The 21,539-nt window shown below is 59.5% G+C and carries 20 protein-coding genes; 1 reads left to right on the forward strand and 19 read right to left on the reverse strand.

Annotated elements, in window-relative coordinates:
* On the forward strand, positions 1 to 297 hold a 297-nt coding region (locus QDY28_RS23605), incomplete at its 5' end, for a citrate/2-methylcitrate synthase (protein ID WP_331384002.1).
* A 29-nt stretch (positions 298 to 326) separates the two neighbouring features.
* Here QDY28_RS23605 and lpxB read toward each other — a convergent pair.
* The 19 genes from lpxB to QDY28_RS23700 all read right to left on the reverse strand — a co-directional run bounded on the left by lpxB (position 327) and on the right by QDY28_RS23700 (position 21,471).
* The gene (gene lpxB, locus QDY28_RS23610) at positions 327 to 1,508 is read right to left on the reverse strand and encodes a lipid-A-disaccharide synthase (protein WP_331384003.1); all 1,182 of its coding nucleotides are present in this window, start codon (positions 1,506 to 1,508) and stop codon (positions 327 to 329) included.
* Entirely contained in the window at positions 1,505 to 2,386 is an 882-nt protein-coding gene (locus tag QDY28_RS23615) for an LpxI family protein (protein ID WP_331384004.1), read from the reverse strand. The genes lpxB and QDY28_RS23615 overlap by 4 nt, the downstream gene beginning before the upstream one ends.
* A 1-nt stretch (position 2,387) precedes the next feature.
* A complete protein-coding gene (gene lpxA, locus QDY28_RS23620; RefSeq protein ID WP_331384005.1) occupies positions 2,388 to 3,203 on the reverse strand; it encodes an acyl-ACP--UDP-N-acetylglucosamine O-acyltransferase in 816 nt (271 codons plus the stop codon).
* Positions 3,200 to 3,673 (reverse strand): 3-hydroxyacyl-ACP dehydratase FabZ, encoded by a 474-nt coding sequence (fabZ, locus tag QDY28_RS23625; protein ID WP_331384006.1) that lies wholly within the window; start codon positions 3,671 to 3,673, stop codon positions 3,200 to 3,202. The genes lpxA and fabZ overlap by 4 nt, the downstream gene beginning before the upstream one ends.
* Positions 3,666 to 4,733, reverse strand: a complete 1,068-nt coding sequence (gene lpxD / locus QDY28_RS23630) for a UDP-3-O-(3-hydroxymyristoyl)glucosamine N-acyltransferase (protein ID WP_331384007.1) — start codon at positions 4,731 to 4,733, stop codon at positions 3,666 to 3,668. The genes fabZ and lpxD overlap by 8 nt, the downstream gene beginning before the upstream one ends.
* A gap of 50 nt (positions 4,734 to 4,783) precedes the next feature.
* Complete coding sequence (gene bamA, locus QDY28_RS23635) at positions 4,784 to 7,117, reverse strand: outer membrane protein assembly factor BamA (protein ID WP_331384008.1); 2,334 nt, start codon at positions 7,115 to 7,117, stop codon at positions 4,784 to 4,786.
* 198 nt (positions 7,118 to 7,315) lie between these two features.
* A complete protein-coding gene (rseP, locus tag QDY28_RS23640) occupies positions 7,316 to 8,989 on the reverse strand; it encodes an RIP metalloprotease RseP (protein ID WP_331384009.1) in 1,674 nt (557 codons plus the stop codon).
* Positions 8,990 to 9,013: 24 nt separating this feature from the next.
* Positions 9,014 to 9,847: a phosphatidate cytidylyltransferase gene (locus QDY28_RS23645; protein WP_331384010.1), complete on the reverse strand. Its 834-nt coding sequence runs from the start codon at positions 9,845 to 9,847 to the stop codon at positions 9,014 to 9,016.
* On the reverse strand, positions 9,847 to 10,590 hold the full coding sequence (locus tag QDY28_RS23650; protein ID WP_331384011.1) for an isoprenyl transferase: 744 nt from the start codon (positions 10,588 to 10,590) through the stop codon (positions 9,847 to 9,849). The genes QDY28_RS23645 and QDY28_RS23650 overlap by 1 nt, the downstream gene beginning before the upstream one ends.
* Positions 10,591 to 10,696: 106 nt before the next feature.
* The gene (gene frr, locus QDY28_RS23655; protein WP_028755025.1) at positions 10,697 to 11,257 is read right to left on the reverse strand and encodes a ribosome recycling factor; all 561 of its coding nucleotides are present in this window, start codon (positions 11,255 to 11,257) and stop codon (positions 10,697 to 10,699) included.
* 56 nt (positions 11,258 to 11,313) lie between these two features.
* Positions 11,314 to 12,033, reverse strand: a complete 720-nt coding sequence (pyrH, locus tag QDY28_RS23660; RefSeq protein WP_331384012.1) for a UMP kinase — start codon at positions 12,031 to 12,033, stop codon at positions 11,314 to 11,316.
* Positions 12,034 to 12,186: 153 nt separating this feature from the next.
* On the reverse strand, positions 12,187 to 13,113 hold the full coding sequence (gene tsf / locus QDY28_RS23665; RefSeq protein ID WP_331384013.1) for a translation elongation factor Ts: 927 nt from the start codon (positions 13,111 to 13,113) through the stop codon (positions 12,187 to 12,189).
* 273 nt (positions 13,114 to 13,386) lie between these two features.
* Complete coding sequence (gene rpsB, locus QDY28_RS23670; RefSeq protein WP_028755022.1) at positions 13,387 to 14,154, reverse strand: 30S ribosomal protein S2; 768 nt, start codon at positions 14,152 to 14,154, stop codon at positions 13,387 to 13,389.
* A 272-nt stretch (positions 14,155 to 14,426) separates the two neighbouring features.
* Complete coding sequence (locus QDY28_RS23675; RefSeq protein ID WP_331384014.1) at positions 14,427 to 15,653, reverse strand: MFS transporter; 1,227 nt, start codon at positions 15,651 to 15,653, stop codon at positions 14,427 to 14,429.
* A gap of 386 nt (positions 15,654 to 16,039) precedes the next feature.
* Complete coding sequence (locus tag QDY28_RS23680; protein WP_331384015.1) at positions 16,040 to 17,146, reverse strand: hypothetical protein; 1,107 nt, start codon at positions 17,144 to 17,146, stop codon at positions 16,040 to 16,042.
* Positions 17,146 to 17,763: a 5-bromo-4-chloroindolyl phosphate hydrolysis family protein gene (locus QDY28_RS23685; RefSeq protein WP_331384016.1), complete on the reverse strand. Its 618-nt coding sequence runs from the start codon at positions 17,761 to 17,763 to the stop codon at positions 17,146 to 17,148. The genes QDY28_RS23680 and QDY28_RS23685 overlap by 1 nt, the downstream gene beginning before the upstream one ends.
* A 7-nt stretch (positions 17,764 to 17,770) precedes the next feature.
* On the reverse strand, positions 17,771 to 19,351 hold the full coding sequence (locus QDY28_RS23690; protein WP_442967576.1) for a substrate-binding domain-containing protein: 1,581 nt from the start codon (positions 19,349 to 19,351) through the stop codon (positions 17,771 to 17,773).
* Positions 19,348 to 20,427: a toxic anion resistance protein gene (locus tag QDY28_RS23695; RefSeq protein ID WP_331384017.1), complete on the reverse strand. Its 1,080-nt coding sequence runs from the start codon at positions 20,425 to 20,427 to the stop codon at positions 19,348 to 19,350. The genes QDY28_RS23690 and QDY28_RS23695 overlap by 4 nt, the downstream gene beginning before the upstream one ends.
* A 219-nt stretch (positions 20,428 to 20,646) precedes the next feature.
* Positions 20,647 to 21,471 (reverse strand): cell envelope integrity EipB family protein, encoded by an 825-nt coding sequence (locus QDY28_RS23700; RefSeq protein WP_331384018.1) that lies wholly within the window; start codon positions 21,469 to 21,471, stop codon positions 20,647 to 20,649.
* Positions 21,472 to 21,539: the final 68 nt, after the last annotated feature.

Genomic DNA, 21,539 nt, shown 5'->3' on the forward strand with positions numbered 1-21,539 from the left:
ATCAAGGACGATCCGCTGCTCGACATCGCGATCGAACTCGAGCGTATCGCCCTGACCGATGACTATTTCATCGAGAAGAAGCTTTACCCGAATGTCGATTTCTATTCGGGCATCACCCTGAAGGCGCTCGGCTTCCCCACCACCATGTTCACGGTGCTGTTCGCGCTTGCCCGGACCGTCGGCTGGATTGCCCAGTGGAACGAGATGATCGAAGATCCGGATCAGCGCATCGGCCGGCCGCGCCAGCTCTATACCGGCGCACCGCTGCGCGAATACGTTCCGGTTTCCAAGCGTTAAGCCGAAAGGCCAGACAACAAAAAACCCGGTCAGAGATGGCCGGGTTTTTTCTTGGACAAGACATCGAGAACGATCGCCGCCGCCTTTTCGCCAGGCGGCTCTTCAGTCTGCATTCGCTGCCAAACCAGATCGTAGCCCTGAAGCATAGCGGCAAGCTCCGGCGTGTCATTCGACAAGCGCTCCATATAGCGCGCCAGAAGACCGGGACGCAGCACGTCGTTGATCAACTCGGGCACGACGGCATAATCCGCAATCAAATTCGGCAGAGCCGCCGTCCAGGTCTTGATGCGGGAAAGGACAAAACGGGCAAGCCACTCGGTCTTGTAGGTCGAGACGACGGGAACGCCCGCAAGCCCCAATTCCAGAACTACGGTCCCCGAAGCCGCCATCGCCGCATCCGCTTGCGCAAAAGCATTCCACTTGGCATCCTGGCCAACGAAGACATCCGGTTTGACGCTCCAGTTTTCAAGGAGCGAGCGCACCAAAGCCTCCTGTCGTGGAACGGTCGGCAGCACAAAACGAACGCGATCGTTTCGCCGGCTAAGCTCCAGCACCGCCTGCTCAAAAACCGGCAGAAGCTGGCGGATTTCCGAGGAGCGTGAACCGGGAAGCAACAGGATCGTCTTCTCTCCATCTGGCCTGCTGAGCGTGCGAAGCGCACGCCGGCGACGGGTCTCCAGCAGGTTCGGATCCACCGTCAGGCGATGGCCGACATAGGTGGTAGCCGGCCCTTCCAGCCGCTGCATTGCCGCCGGCTCGAACGGCAGAATGGCGAGGACATGATCGACATAGGCGAGCATTTTCTGTGCGCGATATTCTTTCCATGCCCATACGCTCGGGCAGACATAGTCGATGACCGGCAGATTAGGCAGGGCAGCGCGTACCTTCTTGGCGACGCGATGGGTGAAATCCGGGCTGTCTATGATGAGAAGCACGTCGGGCTTGGCCGCGATGATGGCGTCCGCCGTCTGGCGGATGCGCGCAAGCAGCTTGGGCAAGCGCTTGATGACCTGCGCAAAACCCATGATCGACAGTTCGGAATAATCGAAAAGCGAACGCAAGCCCTGCGCTTCCAGTGCATCGCCGCCGACGCCAATCAATTCGACAGGCCCCTCGTAACGGTGCTTCAATGCCGCAACGAGATCGCCGCCGAGCAGATCGCCGGAGACCTCGCCGGCGACGACAGCGAGTTTCAACGGCGCGCCGCTCACATGAAGCCCTCCGCACTGAGGCCGCGGTCAATACCGCAGACGAAAAGCCCCGCTTCATCGGCGGCCGCAATGACCGCTTCGCGCTCGAGGACCAGCGCCCTGCCCGCCTCTACGGCAACGCCGGCAAGGCCGGCCTTCTTGGCGTTGAGCACGGTCGAAACCCCGATCGACGGCAGGTCGGCGCGCACATCCTGCTGCGGCTTGCAGAGCTTTACCAGCACGCCGCGGCGACGTTGCGATATACGTCCCTCGGCCCGCAAGCCTGCGACACGCTCGATCATCTTGTCCGTACCTTCGGCGCCTTCCAGCGCCACGACACGGCCGCCGACGCTGACGGCACCCTGCCCGACATCCAGCAGTCCCAGGGCGTCGGCCGCTTTCGCACCTTGGGCGATATCGCGCAAATCCTCTTCCGAAGGCGAGAAACGGCCAAGTGGCCCGGTGGTCGCCAGCAGATCCGGTGCGATCTCCTGCGCGCCGACGACGCGAACGCCGCCAGCCTCGATCAATCGGATCACCATCTGCAGCACGGCATTGTCACCGCCGGAAAGAAGGGTGCGGATGGTCGACGGCAATTCCTTGATCACCCGCCAAGTCGGGCGCACATCGCGCCAAGGCGGACGACGCGCAACGCCGCCGGACATCACGACGCGGTCGACGCCATAGCGGCGGAACAAGGCCTCGAGCCCGGCAAAATTTCCGACGCCGAGATTCGCGTGATCAAAAGCCGACCAGTCGCGATCCGCCTCATTCGTCAGCGCTATGATAACGGGATCTTCGCCTGCCTGTCGGGCGGCATCGGCGACATAGGCCGGCAAAAAGCCGCTGCCTGCGATGATCGCCAGCCTGCCCGTATGGTTTTGACCGCTCGCGGCCACCTCAGCCCTTACCGCGATTGGGCGACGACAATGCGCGATCGCTGTCGGCAGCGATGAAATCGAGGATCTCGATTACTTCCTTGCAATCGGCATATTCATCGCGGATCGCCGCAGCATTGTCGCGGATCGAGCCTTCGCCTTCGAAAATACTCTTATAGGCGCGGCGAACCGTATGGATGACCGAGCGCTCTATGCCCGCGCGGGTCATGCCGACAACATTAAGGCCCGAGAGCACGCCCGGATTTCCATTCAGCATGCCATAGGGAATGACGTCGTAGCTTGCGGCCGAAAGACCGCCGACGAAGGCTTGACGACCGATACGGGTAAACTGATGCACCGCGCAGCCGCCGCCGAGAATGGCGCGGTCTTCGACGGTAACATGCCCGGCAAGCATGACGTTGTTCGACATGATGACATTGTTGCCGACGCGGCAATCATGGGCGACATGCGAATTGGCAAGGAACAGATTGTTATTGCCGACGATGGTCTTGCCGCCGTAGTCGGCCGTGCCGGTATTGATCGTCACGCCTTCGCGGATCGTGCAGTTCTCGCCGACATCAAGCGTCGTCTCTTCGCCGCCGTGATGCACGCTTTGCGGATCGCCACCCACCACCGCCATTGGGAATATCTTCGTGCCCTTGCCGATCGTCGTCCGGCCGATCACGACAGCGTGCGTCAAGAGCCGGACAGCATCATGCAGCACGACCTTGGGGCCGACATGACAGAATGGACCAACGACGACATTCTCGCCGATGACCGCTCCGTCCTCGACGACCGCGAGCTTATGAATGCGCGCGCTTTTTGCAATGCTGCTCATGCCTGCTCTTGGTCCTTCCGTACGATCATCGCACCGATATCGGCCTCGGCAACCAGCGAACCATCGACCTTGGCGTCGCAATGGAACTTCCAGATCGTACCGCGCTGCTTCAGCTTGACAACGTGGAATTCAACGCGGTCGCCAGGCACGACCGGCTTGCGAAAACGGGCATTGTCGATCGTCATGAAGTAGACGAGATTGCCGCCGATTCCATCCTTGCGAGCGCAGATCGCGCCGGCCGTCTGCGCCATCCCTTCGATCAGCAGCACGCCCGGCATGATCGGAGATTCCGGGAAGTGGCCGGTGAATTGCGGCTCGTTGGCCGTGACATTCTTGATACCGATTGCGGAATTATCGCTATCGATCTCAATGATCCTGTCGACCATCAGGAAGGGATAGCGATGCGGCAAAAGCTTCATAATTTCAATGATATCAGCCGACGACAGCGACGTCTTGGCGTCTTCAGTCATGCTCCGCACTCCCGTCCTTCTTTTCTCTAGCTCCGGACCGCTTCGCGATCTCTGCCGACTCTCTTAGAAAATCCCACAATGGCCGCGCCGGAAGGCCCGCATAGCGCTCGCCTGCCGGAATGCTGTTCATCACGCCACTCTTGGCGCCGATCTGAACACCGTCGCCGATATGAATATGGCCGTTCAAGCCTGCCTGACCACCGATCTGTACACCGTCGCCGATGACCGTGCTGCCGGCGATGCCGACCTGGCTGACGATGGCGCAGTGGCGGCCGATGCGCACGTTATGTCCGATCTGCACCTGATTGTCGATCTTCGTGCCTTCACCGATGACCGTATCATCCATGGTGCCGCGATCGATGGTAGTGTTGGCGCCGATCTCGACATTGTCCTGAATGATGACGCGGCCGATCTGCACGATCTTCACCATGCCGCGCGGCCCCGGCGCATAGCCGAATCCATCCTGGCCGACGCGCGCGCCATTATGGATGATGACGCCATTACCGAGATAGGAGCAAAGCACACTCGCGCCGCCACTGATCGTGCAATTGCGTCCGATCTTGACGCCCGGCCCTATCATAGCGCCGGCTCCGATACGCGTGCCCTCGCCGATCTCGGCGCCGGGCCCGATAACTGCGCACGGCTCAACGCCGACATTTGCCTCAAGCTTGGCGGTCGGGTCGACGAAAGCCGCCGGCGAAATCTGCGCCGGCTCCGATGTCAGCGCTACCGGACGCATGGCTTGCGGATGCAGCAAAGCACCCGCAAGCGCGAAATCCGTATGCGGCTTTCTGGATAGGAGAACCGGAATATGCGCGGGAACGAAAGACTTCAGCGCCGGCAAACAAATGATCGCCGAAGCCCGACAGGTCTCCAGTTCCGCACGATTCTTCCGCGAGAGAATATAGCAAACGTCGCCTTCGCCGGCCCGATAGACCGGAGCGATGGACTTGATGACGACATCGGCGAAGGCCTCGTCAACAAGCTCCGCCCCAAGATGCTCGGCCAGCGCACGGAGGCTGACGCCATCATGGGGCGGGAAAAAACCGATATGTTCCATAAGCACCAGCTCCAGAACGGTGTTAAGCCCGCAGTTCTGGGCTGCCGATATCAGAACTGGTTGGCGATGCCAAACCGGAAATTCTCGGTCTTGTCGTAGTCTTCCTTGAGAACCGGCACAGCATAGTCAACACGGATGACACCGAAGGGCGACGACCAGATCAGGCCCGCACCCAACGAAGCACGGATCGAGCTGTCGTTGTGCAGGACATCACCGAAGAGATCGGCCTTGTTGCCATAGAGCGTACCCGCATCGGCAAAGGCTGCGACGCGCAGACCGATATCCTGCGGAACGCCTGGCATCGGCATGCTTGCTTCAGCAGAAGCCGTGAAGTAGGTCGTGCCGCCAAGCGCATCGCCATGCGACGAACGCGGACCAATACCAGCATTTTCGAAGCCGCGGATTTCACGACCACCAAGCGTGAACTGATCGAAGACGTTCAGGTGGTCGCCCGTCGGCATGACATAACCGGCGCCGACCGTCAGCGAGCCGATGATATCGGCTTCGTCACTGATCATCTTGTAGTAACGCGCCTTGCCGCTCAGCTTATAGAAGTCGGAGTCGCCACCCAGACCCGCATATTCATGCGTGAACTTGGCGATGATACCTTCGCGCGGCAGGTTCTGGTCGTCCAGCGTGTTGTAGGTGAAGGTCTGCGAGACCGTCGACTGAACCCACGGGCTGTTGTTCACGAGGTTCAGGTACGGAGCAGACAGGTTGTCCTGCCAGTCATCGGTACCGTCGTACTGAAGACGCTTATAGTTGTAACGCAGCGTCGTCGCGAAGTTCTCCGTGATCGGCGCAGTGACGCGCAGCGAGAAGCCTTCTTCCGAATAATCGTAGAAATCGTCGCTCGACGTCTGGTTCCGGAAGATGTCAAAGCCGGCAGCCAGGCGATAGCCGAGGAAATAAGGCTCGGTGAACGAGATGTTGTAGGTACGATTGCCTTCCGTGCCGGCACCCGCAGCGATACGGATGTACTGACCGCGACCGAGGAAGTTCTTTTCTTCGACCGAAGCTTCCAGCAGAAGGCCGCCATTGTTGCCGACAGCGTAACCAGCGCCGATACCAAACGAGCCGGTCGGCTGGTCTTCGACGTTGACGATCACGACGACGCGGTCGGGGGCGCTGCCCTGAGCGGTGCTGATGTCAACCTTGGTGAAGTAGCCGAGCGCATCGAGACGACGCTTTGCGCGGGTGATCATTTCCTGGTTGAAGGCATCGCCTTCATTGATGTCGAACTCGCGGCGAATGACGTAATCGCGCGTGCGGGTGTTGCCGCGGATTTCGATCCGTTCGACATAGGCGCGCTCGCCCTGGTCGACCAGATATTCGATACCGATCGTGTGGCCGGTCAGGTCACGATTGCCGCGCGGCGTGATGCGGGCGAAGGGATAGCCGGCCGAAGCGACACGCTTGGAAATGTTTTCGATCGAGGTCTGGATGTCCTTGGCGCTGTAGACATCGCCCTTGTGCGTGATGACCAAGCTCTTCAGGTCATCCGCATTGACGCCCTCGACCGTCGAAACGACATTGATGTCGCCATAGGTGTAGCGCGGACCTTCATCGACGTTGAAGTTCAGCGTGTATTCATTGGACTGCTCGTTCAGCGTCGCGTCGGCACTGACGATGCGGAAGTCGGCATAACCGTGATTGTAGTAGAACTGACGCAGCGCGTCCTGGTCCGCCTGCTGGCGTTCGGCGCTGTAGACGTCCTTGCGGGTCAGGAACGACAGGAAGTTGCTCTTCTTGGTGCTGATCACCGAAGCGAGACGGCCGCTGCTATAAGCCTGGTTGCCCGAGAAATTGATTTTGTCGATCTTGGTGCGGTCACCTTCGTTGATGACGAAGGCCACATTGATGCGGCCCTCCGCGACCGGCACGGTCTGCGTCGTCACCTGGACTTCATTACGGCCGATTGCCGCGTAAGCGTCCTTGATGGTCTTGATGTCGGCCTGAACCTGGGTCTCGCTATACGGACCGGCCGCATGGGTCTGAACGATGCCCTGAAGCTTGTCGTCCTTGATCTTGCGGTTGCCGTTGAAGACCACGGCGTTGATAAGCTGGTTTTCCTTGACGGAAATGACCAGCGTGCTGCCGGATACATTCACATGCACATCGGAGAAGAATCCGGTGGCATAAAGCTGCTTTACCGAATTATCGATGTCGGCTGGCGAGAAGCTCTTGCCGGGCTTGATCGTGATATTGTCGCGGACGGCCTCTGCACCAACGCGTTCAGCTCCCCTGACGTCAACCCGCTGAATGACAGCGGCTTCTGCGACTGAGGCAGAAGCAAGGGTGATAACACCAGCGCCCGACGCAACAACACCAGCAGACAGCGCTACCGCCGACACTGCGTTCAAAAATCTTGAACCAGCCTTCATTTTCACTTCTTACCTTTTTATCAGTCGTCCCCAGCCCCGAGCGAACCCGATTCTGGCCACGTGTGTCGTTTTACCCGCTTTTGACATACAAGCAAGGGAGCAAGTTAATTTCTGTTTACTTCATTTCAAAGCGTGGCTCATTCGCCACTACAGCTTTGAAACATCGTAAATAAATCGTAATTTCCTCTTACTGACTTATCAGCCTATCCTGGAGCTGATGTCGTTCCAGGTCGCAAACACCATGAGTGACAGCACCATCGCAAAACCAATTCGGAAAGCGATGTCTTGTGCCCGAGCACCCAGCGGTTTTCCCCTCACGGCTTCAATCGCATAGAACATCAAGTGCCCGCCATCAAGTACCGGCACCGGCATCAAATTTAATAACCCAATAGAAACAGAAAGTATGGCGGCGAATTGGAGCACCGCCGAAAAGCCCAGCGTTGCCATCTGTCCGGAAAGCTGTGCCACCCGAATGGGGCCGCCAAGCTGATCCGCCTTCATGTAACCGCCGATGACATTGCCCAGATATTCGAAGGTGCCGGACACAATGCTGCCGGTTTGCCTCACGCCTTCGCCGAGCGCCTGGAACGGACCATATGCCTCATAACGGAGCTTGATAGGCTTCTGGCCGTCGCTAATCCCAATGCTGCTGATCTCCGTCTCGTTGCCGAAGGCATCGGGTTCTTCGGTCTTCTTGGGCGTCACCTGGACGTCCCGCGTCACGCCGTTGCGCTCGATGTGCAACATTACCGGTTTGTCCGGACGCGATGACACAAAACGCTGCACGTCGCCGATCGAATCGACCAAATGCCCATCCACGGAGAGAATGCGGTCACCGAGCGCGATACCAGCGTCTTGCGCCGGGCTGTCCGGTGCGATCGAAGCGACGAGCGGGTCAATCGGCGAAATGCCGATGCTGCCGACATCCTTCTTCCTTCCGGAAGCGTCGGTCGCGGCCAAAGTTTCGGGTACCATCGGAAAATCGCGCGTCTGGCCCTTGCGTTCGACCGTCAAGACGAGGCTCTTGCCGGCATGATCGGTCACATAGCGCGCGATATCATAGTAGGTCGCGACATTGTTGCCGTCGACGGCGATCAGGCGGTCACCCGCTTGCACGCCCGCCTGGGCAGCCGGTCCGCCCGGTTCCACCGCGGTCACCAGGGGATCGACGAGTGCGATGCCGATGCGGCCCATCTCCATCTTGTTGCCGAACTGATCGGTGTCTTCAACCAGTTTCGGAACGATGCCGAAGTCGCGCTTCTGGCCGTCGCGTTCGACGGTCAGCACGATGTTGCGACCGGGCCGCAGGCCGACATAACGCTGCACCTCATCGAACGTCGTCACCTTGGTGCCGTCGATGGCAACCAGGCGGTCGCCGGGCTCGATTCCTGCTTCAGCCGCGGCGCCGCCGCGCATGACCACGGCGACGACCGGATCGGCGACGGTACGACCATAGACGCCGAAGAGAACGGCGAAGATTGCGATGGCGAGAATGAAGTTGGCGATCGGACCGGCCGCCACGGTCGCGGCTCGCTTCCAGAGCTTTGCGCCAGCGAAGGATCGGGCGCGCTCCTCTTCGGTCATGGCCGAGAGCTGATCGACATCGGTCTTGCTCGAAGCATCCTCATCACCGAAGAAGCGAACATAGCCGCCGAGCGGAATGATCGACAGCTTCCAGCGCGTACCGTGGCGGTCGGTGAAGCCGGCGATTTCCGGACCGAAGCCGATCGAAAAGGCCATGATGCGGATGCCGGACCAGCGCCCAACCAGATAATGACCCATTTCGTGCACGAAAACGAGCAGTGACAGTACGAAAACGAACGTAATCACGTTGTTCGTCAAGAAGCCGATGATGCCTGCCACGCTACCCATGCAACGATCCTGTTCGCGTTGATTTCAGACACCGAGCAGAACGCCGCCCAATGACATAGTCTCGCCGCTTATTGTCAGCGATATTACGATAGCCAGCAAAAACGCTGCAAAACAAGCAAAAATTAGTCCGTCGACCCGGTCCATAACGCCGCCATGACCGGGAATCAGGTGGCTGGAATCTTTGACTCCGAAGCGACGCTTGATGAAAGACTCGAAAAGATCGCCAATCTGGCTGCAGATTGACAGCACCAGCGTGAGTGCAGGAATCCATAAACTATCTGCCGAGAAAAAGCTCCAGACGACCGCTGTTCCGGCAATCACCGCGGCGATGGCGCCGCCGATGGCGCCCGACCAAGTCTTGCCTGGCGATATGCGCGGAGCGAGCTTCGCTCCGCCGATGGCGCGGCCGACAAAATAGGCAAAAATATCCGTCGCCCACACGGTGGCGAAAATGAACAGCATCAGCACGAAGCCGCGCAGATCGTCATCCCGGATCTCGGCAAGGGCGATAGCCGTCAATCCCGCATAAAATATACCGCCGGGCAACCACCAGCTCTTGCGGCGCGCGGCGACCATGACCGCCGTCACCGCAACAAAGATGACCAACATTTCCAAAGAATAGACGGATTCTGCCATCAGCGTCGCGCCGGCTATCAGCACGAGGCCGAGCCAGCCGAGCGCATTGCCCTGCGGATCGCGGCCATGCAGGTCCGTTATCGTCGACCATTCATAATAGACGAGAAGGCCGATCGCCGCCGCCAGGATACGAAAGCTCAGGCCGCCATACCAGGTCGCAACCAGAACGACCGCGGCAAGAACGATGCCGGACATGATGCGCAGCCTGAGTTCGCGGCTCATCAGGACCCCACGGCCGCCTGTTTGGCGGAAAGCCCGCCAAAGCGCCGATCGCGCGCGGCGTATTTTTCCAGCGCGGAGAAGAAAAGATCGCGGCTGAAGTCCGGCCAGTACTCCGGCATGAACATGAATTCCGAATAGGCCGCCTGCCAGAGGAGGAAATTCGACAGCCGCTCTTCGCCGCTGGTGCGGATGATGAGATCGGGGTCTGGAATTCCTGCGGTATCGAGCCGTGCATCGATCAATTCAGGACGAATATCCTGCGGGCGCAGTCTCCCGGCTTCCACATCCTTGGCCAGGCTGACGAATGCCCGGGTGATTTCGTCACGCGAGCCATAATTGAAGGCAATAACCAGCGTCAGCGCGGTGTTGTCCCTGGTGGTCTCTTCCGCTTCGATCAACAGCGGCAGGATATCGCTGCGCAGATTGTAACGGTCGCCGATCACGCGGATGCGGACATTCTGGCGATGCAGCTCGGCAAGATCCCGCCGGATGAACGCCTTGAGCAGGCCGAGAAGATCGCTCACCTCGGTCTCCGGGCGGCGCCAATTCTCCGAGGAAAAGGCAAAGAGCGTCAGATATTTTATCCCGACATCGCCCGCCGCCCGCACCGTTTCGCGCACCGCCTCCACGCCCTTGCGGTGGCCCATGGTGCGTGGCAGGCCGCGCGAATTGGCCCAGCGCCCGTTGCCATCCATGATAATGGCCACGTGATCGGGTATGGCAGAGAACGTGGGAACTGACATATGGATCCGGTTTCGTTCGGCAGGAAAATGCTCTAGGACTTCAGATCTAGCGCAGCCTCGCCGCTTTCAATATTTCAATTGAAAGCGGGACGGCTCTAGCGCTCAATCAGACCTGCATGATTTCCTTTTCTTTGTCGGCTAGCAAGCGGTCGATGTCCGAAATCGTATCGTCCGTCATCTTCTGTACACGCTCGGACTGAGCACGGCTTTCGTCCTGACCGATTACACCATCTTTTTCGGCCTTTTTGAGACCGTCCATGCCATCACGGCGGACATGGCGAATAGCCACCTTCGCCTTCTCGGCATATTCATGGGCAACCTTGACCAGCGAGCGGCGGCGCTCCTCGTTGAGTTCCGGCAGCGGAATACGCAGATTTTGCCCATCGACGATCGGGTTGAGGCCGAGATTGGATTCGCGAATCGACCGCTCGACAGCGCCGACCATCGACTTGTCCCAAACGGAAACGGTGAGCATACGCGGCTCGGGGACGGTGATGTTCGCGACTTGGTTCAGCGGCATGCGCGAACCATAGGCTTCAACCGTGACCGGATCGAGAATGTTGGCGGACGCACGCCCGGTGCGCAGCGAGGCGATATCGCTTTTGAATGCAGCGATAGCGCCATCCATGCGGCGCTTCAGTTCCTTAAGGTCGGTGCCTTCACTCATGTTTTTGTACTCCCGTCTGATAGGCGGCGCCGGGAAGGCCCGGTGCCACAGGAACGTCAATTGTCTGATACGATGGTCTTACGGCCGCCGCCGGTCAAGATTTCTGCAAAACCACCCTTTTCATGAATAGAAAAGACGATGATCGGAATTGAATTTTCACGCGCAAGCGCCACGGCGGCCACATCCATAACGGCGAGCCCCTTTTCCAGCACCTGGCTGTGGGTCAGATGTTCGAAACGCTCGGCGTTCGGGAACTTCTTCGGATCGGCGGAATAGATACCATCGACCTGTGTTCCCTTGAAGATTGCTTCGGCGCCCATTTCGGCGGCGCGCAGCGCTGCGGCGGAATCGGTGGTGAAAAAGGGATTGCCGGTGCCGCCGGCAAAGATCACCACGCGGCCCAGCGAGAGATGATAGAGCGTGGCGCGCTGCGAAAAGCTTTCGCAGATCTCCGGCATGGAAATGGCTGACAGCACCACCGTATCGATATCCAGCTTGCGCAGTGAGGTAGCCAAGGCCAACGCGTTGATGACGGTGCCGAGCATGCCCATGTGGTCGCCGGTGACGCGGTCTCCACCCTTGGAGGCCACGGCGACGCCGCGGAAAATATTGCCGCCGCCGACGACGACGCCGACTTCCACACCCATTTCGCGCGCTTCAGCAATATCGGATGCGATGCGGTCGGCGACAGTCACGTCGATACCGAACCCCTGGCTGCCCATCAGAGCTTCGCCGGAGGCCTTGAGCAATACGCGCTTGTAGATCGGCTGGGACATTGTCGCTCCTTGAAGTGATCGCGGGGTAATAGTGAAAGCCGGATACACGAAGGGCACCGCGTTGTCACGCGATGCCCACGGGTTTCCCCTGATATGGTTTCACCTATCTGGGATAGGGTTTCGTTTCGTCAACAGACGAAATGAAATCGTCGATCAGCCCTTGGCGGCAGCGGCGACTTCAGCGGCGAAGTCGGTCTCTTCCTTCTCGATGCCTTCGCCGAGAAGCAGACGGGCCATGCCGGTGATTTCGATCGGCGCGCCGACGGTCTTTTCAGCTTCCTTGAGGGCAGCGGCGACGGTCAGGTCCGGGTTGATGACGAAAGCCTGCGACAGAAGGGCGACTTCTTCGAAGAACTTGCGCATGCGGCCTTCGACCATCTTTTCGATGATGTTGTCCGGCTTGCCGGAGGCGCGCGACTGCTCGATGAAGACGTTGCGTTCGCGCTCGGCGACGGCAGCGTCGACTTCTTCCGGACGGATGGCGAGCGGCGCGGTCGCAGCGATGTGCATGGCGACCTGGCGGCCGATGGCGGTCAGAGCTTCCTTATCGCCGGTCGACTTCAGCGCGACGAGAACGCCGAGCTTGCCGAGGCCGTCGGAAACCGCATTGTGGATGTAGGTCGCGACAACGCCGTCTTCGACGGAGAGCAGCACCGAGCGGCGCAGGTTCATGTTTTCGCCGATGGTGGCGATCGCGTCCTTGATCGTGTCGGCAACCGACTTGCCGGAAGCCGGGTAGGTCGCAGCAGCGACGGCTTCAACCGAGCCGTTGGTGGAGAGCGCAACCTGGCCGATGCCGCGGACGAGATCCTGGAAGGCGTCGTTGCGGGCAACGAAGTCGGTTTCGGAGTTGACTTCGACGACGACAGCCTTCGTGCCGGCACCGGCAACGCCGATCAGGCCTTCGGCAGCGGTGCGGCCGGACTTCTTGTCGGCCTTGGCAATGCCCTTGGCGCGCAGCCAGTCGATCGCTGCTTCCATGTCGCCAGCGGTTTCGGCCAGAGCCTTCTTGCAATCCATCATGCCTGCGCCGGTCTTTTCGCGCAGTTCTTTCACCATTGCAGCCGTAATCTCGGTCATAAGCTTCCTCTTGTCGGTTCAGACGGTGCGGCAGGCGGCGTTAGCCGACGCGGCACCGATTTGAGGGACGAAATGTACCCGTAAGTATGACAGCGTTATGAAGCCGCGCCATACACTGGAATTCTTGATTGGAACACGCCTGGATTTATCGCCCAGGCAACGCGCTACCCTAAAACAGAACAAGGCCGCTCGAACTCCTTGAAGTCGCAAACGGCCTTATCCCGGATATCAATACGCTCGGGCGGACGAAGTTCCGTCCGCCGCAAGACGCGATCAGGCTTCGGTGCCGTCCGCCAGAGTCGGCTCGACCGGAGCTTCGACGGAAGCGCCGAGGTCGCGGCCGGACGCGCTCTGCTGACGGGCGATGCCGTCGATGGCAGCGCGCGAGATCAGGTCGCAGTAGAGAGCGATGGCGCGCGAGGCGTCGTCATTGCCCGGGATCGGATAGTCGATCAGGTCCGGATCGCAGTTCGAGTCGATGATGGCGACGACCGGGATGCCGAGACGCTTGGCTTCGTCGATCGCGATCTTTTCCTTGTTGGTGTCGATGATGAACATCAGGTCCGGAGTGCCGCCCATATCGCGGATACCGCCGAGAGCCTTGTCCAGCTTTTCGCGCTCGCGCTCAAGGTTCAGACGTTCCTTCTTGGTGAAGCCCTGGGCTTCACCGTTGAGGATTTCGTCGAGCTTGCGCAGACGCTGAATGGAATTCGAAATCGTCTTCCAGTTGGTCATCATGCCGCCGAGCCAGCGAGCGTTGACGTAGTACTGAGCCGAGCGCTTGGCGCTGTCGGCGATCAGTTCGGACGCCTGACGCTTGGTGCCGACGAACAGAACGCGGCCGCCACGGGCAACGGTGTCGCTGACGACCTGCAGAGCGCGGCTCAGCAGCGGAACCGTCTGGGCGAGGTCGATGATGTGGATGTTGTTACGATCGCCGAAGATGTACGGCTTCATCTTCGGGTTCCAGCGATGCGTCTGGTGGCCGAAGTGAACACCAGCTTCCAGAAGCTGACGCATAGAAAAATCAGGCAATGCCATGCCTTTGACTCCTTTTCCGGTTGAACCTCCGCAAGGCGAACAGCATCCTCTTCGAAGATGCCACCGGGCGGAACGATCCGGATTTCTCCCGGACAATCCCATGCCTTACGTGTGGAATGCGGCTGCCCATACATTCGATTTGGCGCGAATGCAAGGCTTCGGATGGAAAAAAGCAGGTCCCTGTACCTTCGATCTGGGGAAGTCTGAGGACTTTATCGACGATATCCACCAAGACCGCCATGGTAGATCGTCACCGCAGCCTTCCGACTGACTTAACTCTCCGTTGATTTCGATTTCCGCTGTAGCATGGCAGCAAAGCACATCGACATCAGGATCACCCCGACACCGACGATATAAGGTGCGCCTGCGGACAGTTGATACAGGGTGCCGCTTGCGATAGGCCCCACAATTCTTGCAATCGACTGCTGAGCCTGATTGGCGCCTTGAACACGGCCCTGTTGATCACCAGGCGTGGCGTTGGAGATAACGGCGCTCATCGATGGCTGATAAAATCCGTCTCCCAAGGTGAAGATCGCAATGGCGGCAAACAAGAGTTGTGACGACGTGATATGGACCGTTGTCGCCACCATTGTCAGCCCCAGAGCATTAATCGCAAGGCCAACGACTGAGGTCAATCGCTCGCCCAGCCGATGTTGCAATTTTGGTGCGAGCCAGCCCTGGCTAATGATGTCGAGGACACCGACCGCGCATAGCAGAAGTCCTATACCGACAGGTCCGAACGACAATATATCTTTGGCGAACACCGCAATGTTGACTTGAAGCATGGTGCCGGCGAGATAAAACAGGAATGCGCTGCCGAAGGCGAGTTTTATCAGCGGCAGCCTCAGCGCGTAAGCAAGGGGGCTGAAGGGATTGAGATGATGCAGCGTCAATGAAGTTGAGCGGTCATGCTTCACATTGCTGTCGGGCAGAGCAATGAACACCCAAATCAAATTGAGAATTGCCAGGCCAGCCGCAACGAAGGCTGGAGCAGAAAGAGAAATCTGTCCGAGCAATCCGCCAATAGCCGGTCCCATCAGGAAACCGAACCCGCCGGCTGCACCAAGCAGGCCAAACGTCTTTCCGCGGTCCTCCGGCTCGGTGATATCGGCAACATAGGCATAGACAGCGCCCGTGCTGCCGGCTGTCAGCCCCTCGATGACGCGGCTGATAAGAAGCATGGAAAAAGACCCGGCAACGCCAAAGACGAGGTAGCCGATTGCTGAGCCGAACAGCGTCGCGATAAGAATCGGCTTGCGTCCCAAGCGGTCGCTCAAAGCTCCAAGCACAGGGGCGGCAACAAGCTGGCATACCGCATAGACAGTCATAATCGCGCTTACCGAGATGGCAACGCGAACCGGAGGAACGAACTGTGCGACCAGAAAAGGTGCCACTGGGCCGATCAGTGTAAAGCCCGCGAAATTAAAGAGGACCGATACAGCAAGAATGGCCTTCGGCGACCTCCAAACCCGCGGCATGCGTAAGACGGTGATGTACAACATTTTGCTCCTGAGCTGCCGCCCGGAGCAGATGTCGACAAGACAACCACACGAACGGAATGAGACGCGATTGCGTCTGTCCGTCGGGGTTTCTCATGCTGGAAAAGCAAGGAAGAGAGCTTCCGCTCAGCGGAAGTGCCTGGGCCTACCGAGACCAAGCTTGCCTTTTTCGACACTGTCGATTTAGCCGCTTCGTGCACGCTGGTCAATTATGACCAATCGAGCTGCTATGCGGTCGTACGACAGCAAAAGAGCAATGGCATGCGACTGAGAAAGAGATCAATCGGGATATTGCTCGTCGATACTCGTCTCGCCCGAAAAGCCTTACCTGCCCATACCGACCGATGTCCCATTCCTATATTGCAAATTCCTTTAGGCCCCTTCCCTCAGCTCCCCACCTTGTCGAGCAATGCCAGCATGACGTTGGCGTCCGGCATCGGCAAAACAGCGTCGATCTCGGCCGGCAACAGGCCGGCAATGGCATCGTGGGCGTTCCCGGTCGCCGTACCCAATGGCCCGCGGAAGCCGTGCTTCGTCCAGGCAAGTTCCTGTAGCTTCGGGCTTGTCAGCGCCTCCATCATCCGGTTGGCGGTCTCATCGACGACGATCAGAGGATGGGAGGAATAGACGGTCGGATGCGGGTAGAGCACGACCGGTTTTGCCGTGGCGCTCGATTGAACGCGCTTCCACCGTTCGGGATCGGCGATGATCCATTCGACCAATTGATTCTCGTAGCCGACGATCATCGGTTCGCCGCCAAGTCCGCCGGCCAGATATTGATCGAAAAGCTTGCCTGATGACGGCGACTTGAAGCCCATATTGCGGAAGATCATCTGTGCCTTGTCGCCGGATCGCGTAAGATCGGCGACCGTCGCAACGTTGCCGGCAAACAGGCTCAGCACGAGCCCCGCAAACATGAAGCCGGAGTTGGAGCGATTCGGATCGGTCGAGACGATGCGCGCCTGCCCGTAGAGCGCATCAACCCCGAGCTTGGACCAATTCGTTCCTGCAAGGACGGCATCGAGCAATGCCTTCAGATCAAGCTGATGCTGTCCAGTGGGCGTCACGCTGACCAGTCCAGCTTTCGTCAACCCGTCGACCACCGGCTGCCAGGTGTAGACGACAACCGGCGTGTTCAGCACCACACGGTCGTCGCGGATCTTGACACCGCTCTGCCGGGCGATATCCACCATGATCGAGGACGACGGCCAGAGGAAAGCGGGCTTCTGCGACAGAAGCGCCTGCTCGCGCACCATCTCGACGGAGCCGGCCACACGGCTGTCTATCTCCAGTCCGTAACCATGCAGCGCGCCGATGACATCCTCGTCCCCCAGAAACGCCACCTTCTCGCCGCCGATAAAGCCGAAAAGCTTCGTGCGATTGCCGAGCAGCCCCTGGAACTCCGGCCGGTCCTTCACGGCGAAATAGCCGCCGGTGCCGGCAACGCCGGCAGCAAGAAGTCCCACTCCAAAGGCGCGGCGAGAGATAGCCATCAGCGTCCGATATCCTCTTTGAGCGAGGCCTGTATGAGGCGCAGCTCGGTGTCCAGCGTATCGAGCCTGTCGTCGACGAGGCTGTCCGAATAGTGCACGAAGGCGTCCTCAAGCTTGGTGAGCACCAGCTCCACGTCCTGCAATCGTTTCTGGTCGGGCACGCGCTTGGCCTCGAGGGTGGCGAAACCCTCGGCGACTTCGGCTGCGCGCGGCAGGTAGTAGCTGAGGAACCGCCGCACGGTACCGGCGCTTTCCGGGCTCGCCTCGACCTTGGCAAAGACATCGGCTGCGATTTCAGCCAGATGACGCACGCGCTTCGCCGTCTCCTTATTAGCGATGTGGTCCGCCGAAGCCTCCAGCCTTTGGGCGGCCGGCGCGGCCGCATTCAAAAGATCGCGCGCGAAATCGAGACGTCCCTTGCCGATGGCTTTCGCATCCAGGCCCTCGAAAAGCCGGCGCGGCGACAGGGCAAAGATGAGGCCAGCAAAGACGAGCAGACCGATGACAGCCGCGATCCACAGCGGCATCTTGGCAAAAAAGCTCAAGACGGGAACGACGATCGCGGCGGCGAGCCCCGCCACGATCCAATTCCAGTCATTGCCAAACCAGTTGCGCATCGCTGTCCTAGTTGTAGCCACGCACCGCGCGAAAGGCGCTGACGAGATCGCCGCGGCCATCAAATACACGCCCCGATGTCGCTTTGGCCAAGGCATCGAGCTGCGACTTGTCTGCGTCGCCAAAGGTGATGCCGAAGACCGGCACATGCGGGTTGGTTGCCATCCATCCATTCAGAAAATCGCGGCTCGCATCCTCGGACTTTCCGTCGGTCATGATGACGATGGCCGGCAGATAGGACGACAGATTTGGGGTATCCCTCATACGGTCAAGCGCTTTGCTTGCGCAAGCATACATATCGGTGCCGCCATCGGCATGCTGCAGCGAGACCTTATCGACAAGGCTCTTCTGTTGTGCCGGATCGCCTGTCGCGGAAAGGGTCGTCCTTACGCGGCTGTCGAAAGGAATGACCATGATGCGGTCCGCCGGCGTCCATTGCGCCAGCACCTTTCCGGTTTCATCCGGGTTGAACAGAAACCGCATGGCGGCCTGCAACTGATTTTCACCCTTGCCCCCCATCGAACCGGAGAAATCGAGGCAAAGGGCCGTCAGCGACGGCTTACGCAATGCTCCCTGGTAAAGATCGAGCGCCTGGCGAATCACGGCAGGCTCGGGCATGCGGATCGCGGTCACCAACCGGTTGGGGTCGAAATTCCAATTCGGATCTGCTTTAGCCGCGACATCTCCCAATGGAATGCGCCGGCCGGTATCGGCAATACGTTGCTGTACGGGTGCGGAACGCAGATAGGCGACAAGCTCGTTGAAGAAAGTCTCGACCTCCGGCCCTCGTCCGTGGTCGATAAAGCCGATCGGGGAGTCGGCGATCGCAACGCCGTCGGCCGGATAGATAGCGTAAAGCGGCTCCTTGCCCATGCCGATGAGCTTGTCATTGGCCTCCTTCAGCACCGCCTCATAATTCCACATGGCGTCATAGAGCGTGCCCTTGCTGGCGGACTCCGTGTAGAGGTCTGCGAGCCAGCCGGAGGAACCTGACGAGCGCTCGACCCCGGCAAGCAATGCCCTGACGGTGCCCTGGACGTCCGCCTTGTCGAGATCGCCAGGCTCGATGACGGGCTTGTTGCCGAGTGCGCTGGAGAGCATGGCGAGATAGGCGCTGGCGCCCGAATTGGACTGCGTTGCCGAAGTCATGAGAAACTTCACCGATCCATTCTTCACGGCCGCCAATATGTCCTTCATGAAGACCGGCTTGCCGATCCAGCCGAGTGCCTGCGCCTTGGATTTGCGCACGCCGAGAATAACAGGCGTCTGCGCCACCGAGGTCAGGGTCTTCACGCGGCGTTTGGTGTCGAACATATCGACCCAGACGCTTGACGCCGGCCAGACGGCGTCCTGTTCGACGCCTTTGTCGCTCTGCAGCGCCAGCCCGATATCGAGCGTGCCCTCGTAGGTGAAGCTACAGGTCGCGCTCTTCTGTTTGCAGAACTCTTCGACGATCGGCTGGATAACGGTGTTTTCCGAGCCGGAGATGATCGAGAACTTCGGTCCCGCGCCGGAATTGCAGCCCGTCAGGCCAAGGACAGCCGTCAGCGCCAGGCCGATGAGAAATGTGCGGATCATCATGCCGCTCATCGCGCCTCGATCATCGCCTTCTTGAGTTCGACGGTCATTTTCTCCATTTGCTGCTCGGCCTCGGCCCGCTTCCTGCGGCCCTCCTCCTGCACCTTGAGGACGCCGTTGATCGTATCGATCAGGTCGCGGTTGGCGGCGGCGAGCGTATCGATATCGACGATGCCGCGCTGCGACTGCTGTTCGATGGCAATCGCCTGGTCCTTCATCATCTCGGATGCCTGGCGGATCATGTCGTTGGTGGCGTCGGTCACGGTCTTCTGCAATTCGAGTGCCGTTTTTTGGCGCGACAGCCCGAGCAGGATCACCATCTTCTGCTTCCAGGCGGGCACCGTCAGCGCCGAGGTCGCCTGCAGGTTCTCGATCAGCGTCTCGTCGCCAGCCTGCACGATGCGGATCTGCGGCAACTGCTGAATGCCGAGCTGGCGTGCCTGCTGCAGGTAGAATGCCCGCTTCTCCAGCCGGTCGAGCGCCTGCAGGCTGTCCTGATAGGTCTGTGCCTCCAGCATGCCGCCGCCGGGATTGGCCGCCGCTGCATCGGCGGCACTTTTCAGCTTCGGCAGTTCGACACTGCGAAAATGCTCTGCGAAGGTCTTGCCGGCCTGGACGTAGGCGTCGAGCTGCAGGATCGACTGCTTCGTCTCCTCGTGGAGATCGTCGAGAAGTGCGATGTCGCGGCGCAGCGTATCCTTGTGCCGGTCGAGCTCGAGGCCGATGCGGTCGATCTGACCGGCCACATCCTCGAACTCTTCCTTGAAGCGCTCCAGCCTCGCCCTGAACGACGAGAATATCTTGGAAAGAAAACCCTCATCCTTCAGCGATGCCGGGTCGAGCTTCTTCGACTTGATGATGATATCGGTCAGCAGCTTGCCGACTTCGCCAAGATCCCTATTGCGGACCTCGCGCAAAATCCTGTCGGAATAGTCGGAGACGGACTGCTGAGCGCGGTCTCCATAGACCGAAATGCCGGCGCGGTCGTTCAGATCGATGGTGTCGCCGATGCGGGCAATTTCCGCCGGATCGGCGGCGACAACCGGCAAAGCGGCGTTGGAGGCGGTGGCGAGATCAGTATTGGCCATAGGTCGTGCTTTCTCGTCTATCAACACGGGACCGTCTGCGGAGCGCCTGCCGATTGTTCTCTCAATAAGCGACGCGGCCCGCATGGCCCGCTACAATTCCAGATCGGCACAGCAGGACATGAGACTAATCACGGCGTGCCGAGCGGCTCACAGAATAGTGAAGCTTCGAATACAGTTTTATGACGAAGATTTGCCTTGTGGCGCGCGCCCTGACAAAGCCTATTGGCAGGCCTTGGTGTCGAGCACTTCAAGCTTAGAGAGCTTGCCGGTGAGCACGAAATCACCATAGTCCATGGTGAGGTCGCGCGTGATGCCGTTTTCGTAGAGCTTGAATGACATGCGGTAGACCGGAATGGCGTCGCCCTTGGACTTGTCGTTGAAATAGGCGACGGTCACCGGCCAGAACGGCGTCTTGGCGAACATGCCTGCCTTGTCGGCATCGGGATCGTCCGTGGCGGGCGTCGACTGCTTGCCGACGACGGTTGTCGCGATCAACGACTTGTCGCCATCGTCGGAGCCGTCAAAAACCTCGGCCTCGAAGAAATTCTTACCGAGCTTGGCATTGTGGATGATGTCGAGCATATGTTCCGTCGGAAAGCGGCTCTGGATGAGCTGCACCTGCCTGGCCTGCGGCTGGGTCAGATCGACCTTGATGCCCTGCTGATCGTCGGCCGCCGCACCGCGCACATCCTTGTCGAGCTGATCGTCCGTGTAGGACTTGGTCTCGAAGCGGAACGTGCGCTTGGTGAGATCCTCGAATGTGGTCGTCTGCTGGTCGCTGACGCGCGTCGAGTCACCCGTGTCGATCTGCGTGACAAAGCGGAAATTGGTGGTGAAACCGGTGCAATCGGAACCGTCGAATTCATAGACCATTCGGCCGAACATGCCGGCTATGCCCGACCGGTCGGAGGCATCCTTCAGTTCGAGATCGTAGACGGCGCGATGCGCGATCAACCCGCTCGGACCCGCAGCGGCGGCGGGTGCGGCCAGAGACGCGACGCCCAAACTCGAAATAACAACGGCGGCAAGACTCGAGCGGAACATTCATTATCTCCTGTTGGACTCGCACGCGATGCTATAAGAACGCTTCGGCTAGAGTGAGGCGGGCCGTC

It is taken from the genome of Rhizobium sp. BR 362 (genome assembly GCF_036528765.1).
Classification (GTDB): Bacteria; Pseudomonadota; Alphaproteobacteria; order Rhizobiales; family Rhizobiaceae; genus Rhizobium.

What these genes read in the sequence shown, in the direction of transcription:
- QDY28_RS23685 (WP_331384016.1), bottom strand. Translation starts at nt 17,763, where the DNA reads ATGCGCAACTGGTTTGGCAATGACTGGAATTGGATCGTGGCGGGGCTC.
- QDY28_RS23700 (WP_331384018.1), bottom strand. Translation starts at nt 21,471, where the DNA reads ATGTTCCGCTCGAGTCTTGCCGCCGTTGTTATTTCGAGTTTGGGCGTC.
- QDY28_RS23695 (WP_331384017.1), bottom strand. Translation starts at nt 20,427, where the DNA reads ATGGCCAATACTGATCTCGCCACCGCCTCCAACGCCGCTTTGCCGGTT.
- tsf (WP_331384013.1), bottom strand. Translation starts at nt 13,113, where the DNA reads ATGACCGAGATTACGGCTGCAATGGTGAAAGAACTGCGCGAAAAGACC.
- bamA (WP_331384008.1), bottom strand. Translation starts at nt 7,117, where the DNA reads ATGAAGGCTGGTTCAAGATTTTTGAACGCAGTGTCGGCGGTAGCGCTG.
- QDY28_RS23645 (WP_331384010.1), bottom strand. Translation starts at nt 9,847, where the DNA reads ATGAGCCGCGAACTCAGGCTGCGCATCATGTCCGGCATCGTTCTTGCC.
- pyrH (WP_331384012.1), bottom strand. Translation starts at nt 12,033, where the DNA reads ATGTCCCAGCCGATCTACAAGCGCGTATTGCTCAAGGCCTCCGGCGAA.
- rpsB (WP_028755022.1), bottom strand. Translation starts at nt 14,154, where the DNA reads ATGGCATTGCCTGATTTTTCTATGCGTCAGCTTCTGGAAGCTGGTGTT.
- QDY28_RS23650 (WP_331384011.1), bottom strand. Translation starts at nt 10,590, where the DNA reads ATGTCAGTTCCCACGTTCTCTGCCATACCCGATCACGTGGCCATTATC.
- QDY28_RS23690 (WP_442967576.1), bottom strand. Translation starts at nt 19,351, where the DNA reads ATGAGCGGCATGATGATCCGCACATTTCTCATCGGCCTGGCGCTGACG.
- QDY28_RS23680 (WP_331384015.1), bottom strand. Translation starts at nt 17,146, where the DNA reads ATGGCTATCTCTCGCCGCGCCTTTGGAGTGGGACTTCTTGCTGCCGGC.
- fabZ (WP_331384006.1), bottom strand. Translation starts at nt 3,673, where the DNA reads ATGACTGAAGACGCCAAGACGTCGCTGTCGTCGGCTGATATCATTGAA.
- frr (WP_028755025.1), bottom strand. Translation starts at nt 11,257, where the DNA reads ATGAGTGAAGGCACCGACCTTAAGGAACTGAAGCGCCGCATGGATGGC.
- rseP (WP_331384009.1), bottom strand. Translation starts at nt 8,989, where the DNA reads ATGGGTAGCGTGGCAGGCATCATCGGCTTCTTGACGAACAACGTGATT.
- lpxA (WP_331384005.1), bottom strand. Translation starts at nt 3,203, where the DNA reads ATGAGCAGCATTGCAAAAAGCGCGCGCATTCATAAGCTCGCGGTCGTC.
- lpxD (WP_331384007.1), bottom strand. Translation starts at nt 4,733, where the DNA reads ATGGAACATATCGGTTTTTTCCCGCCCCATGATGGCGTCAGCCTCCGT.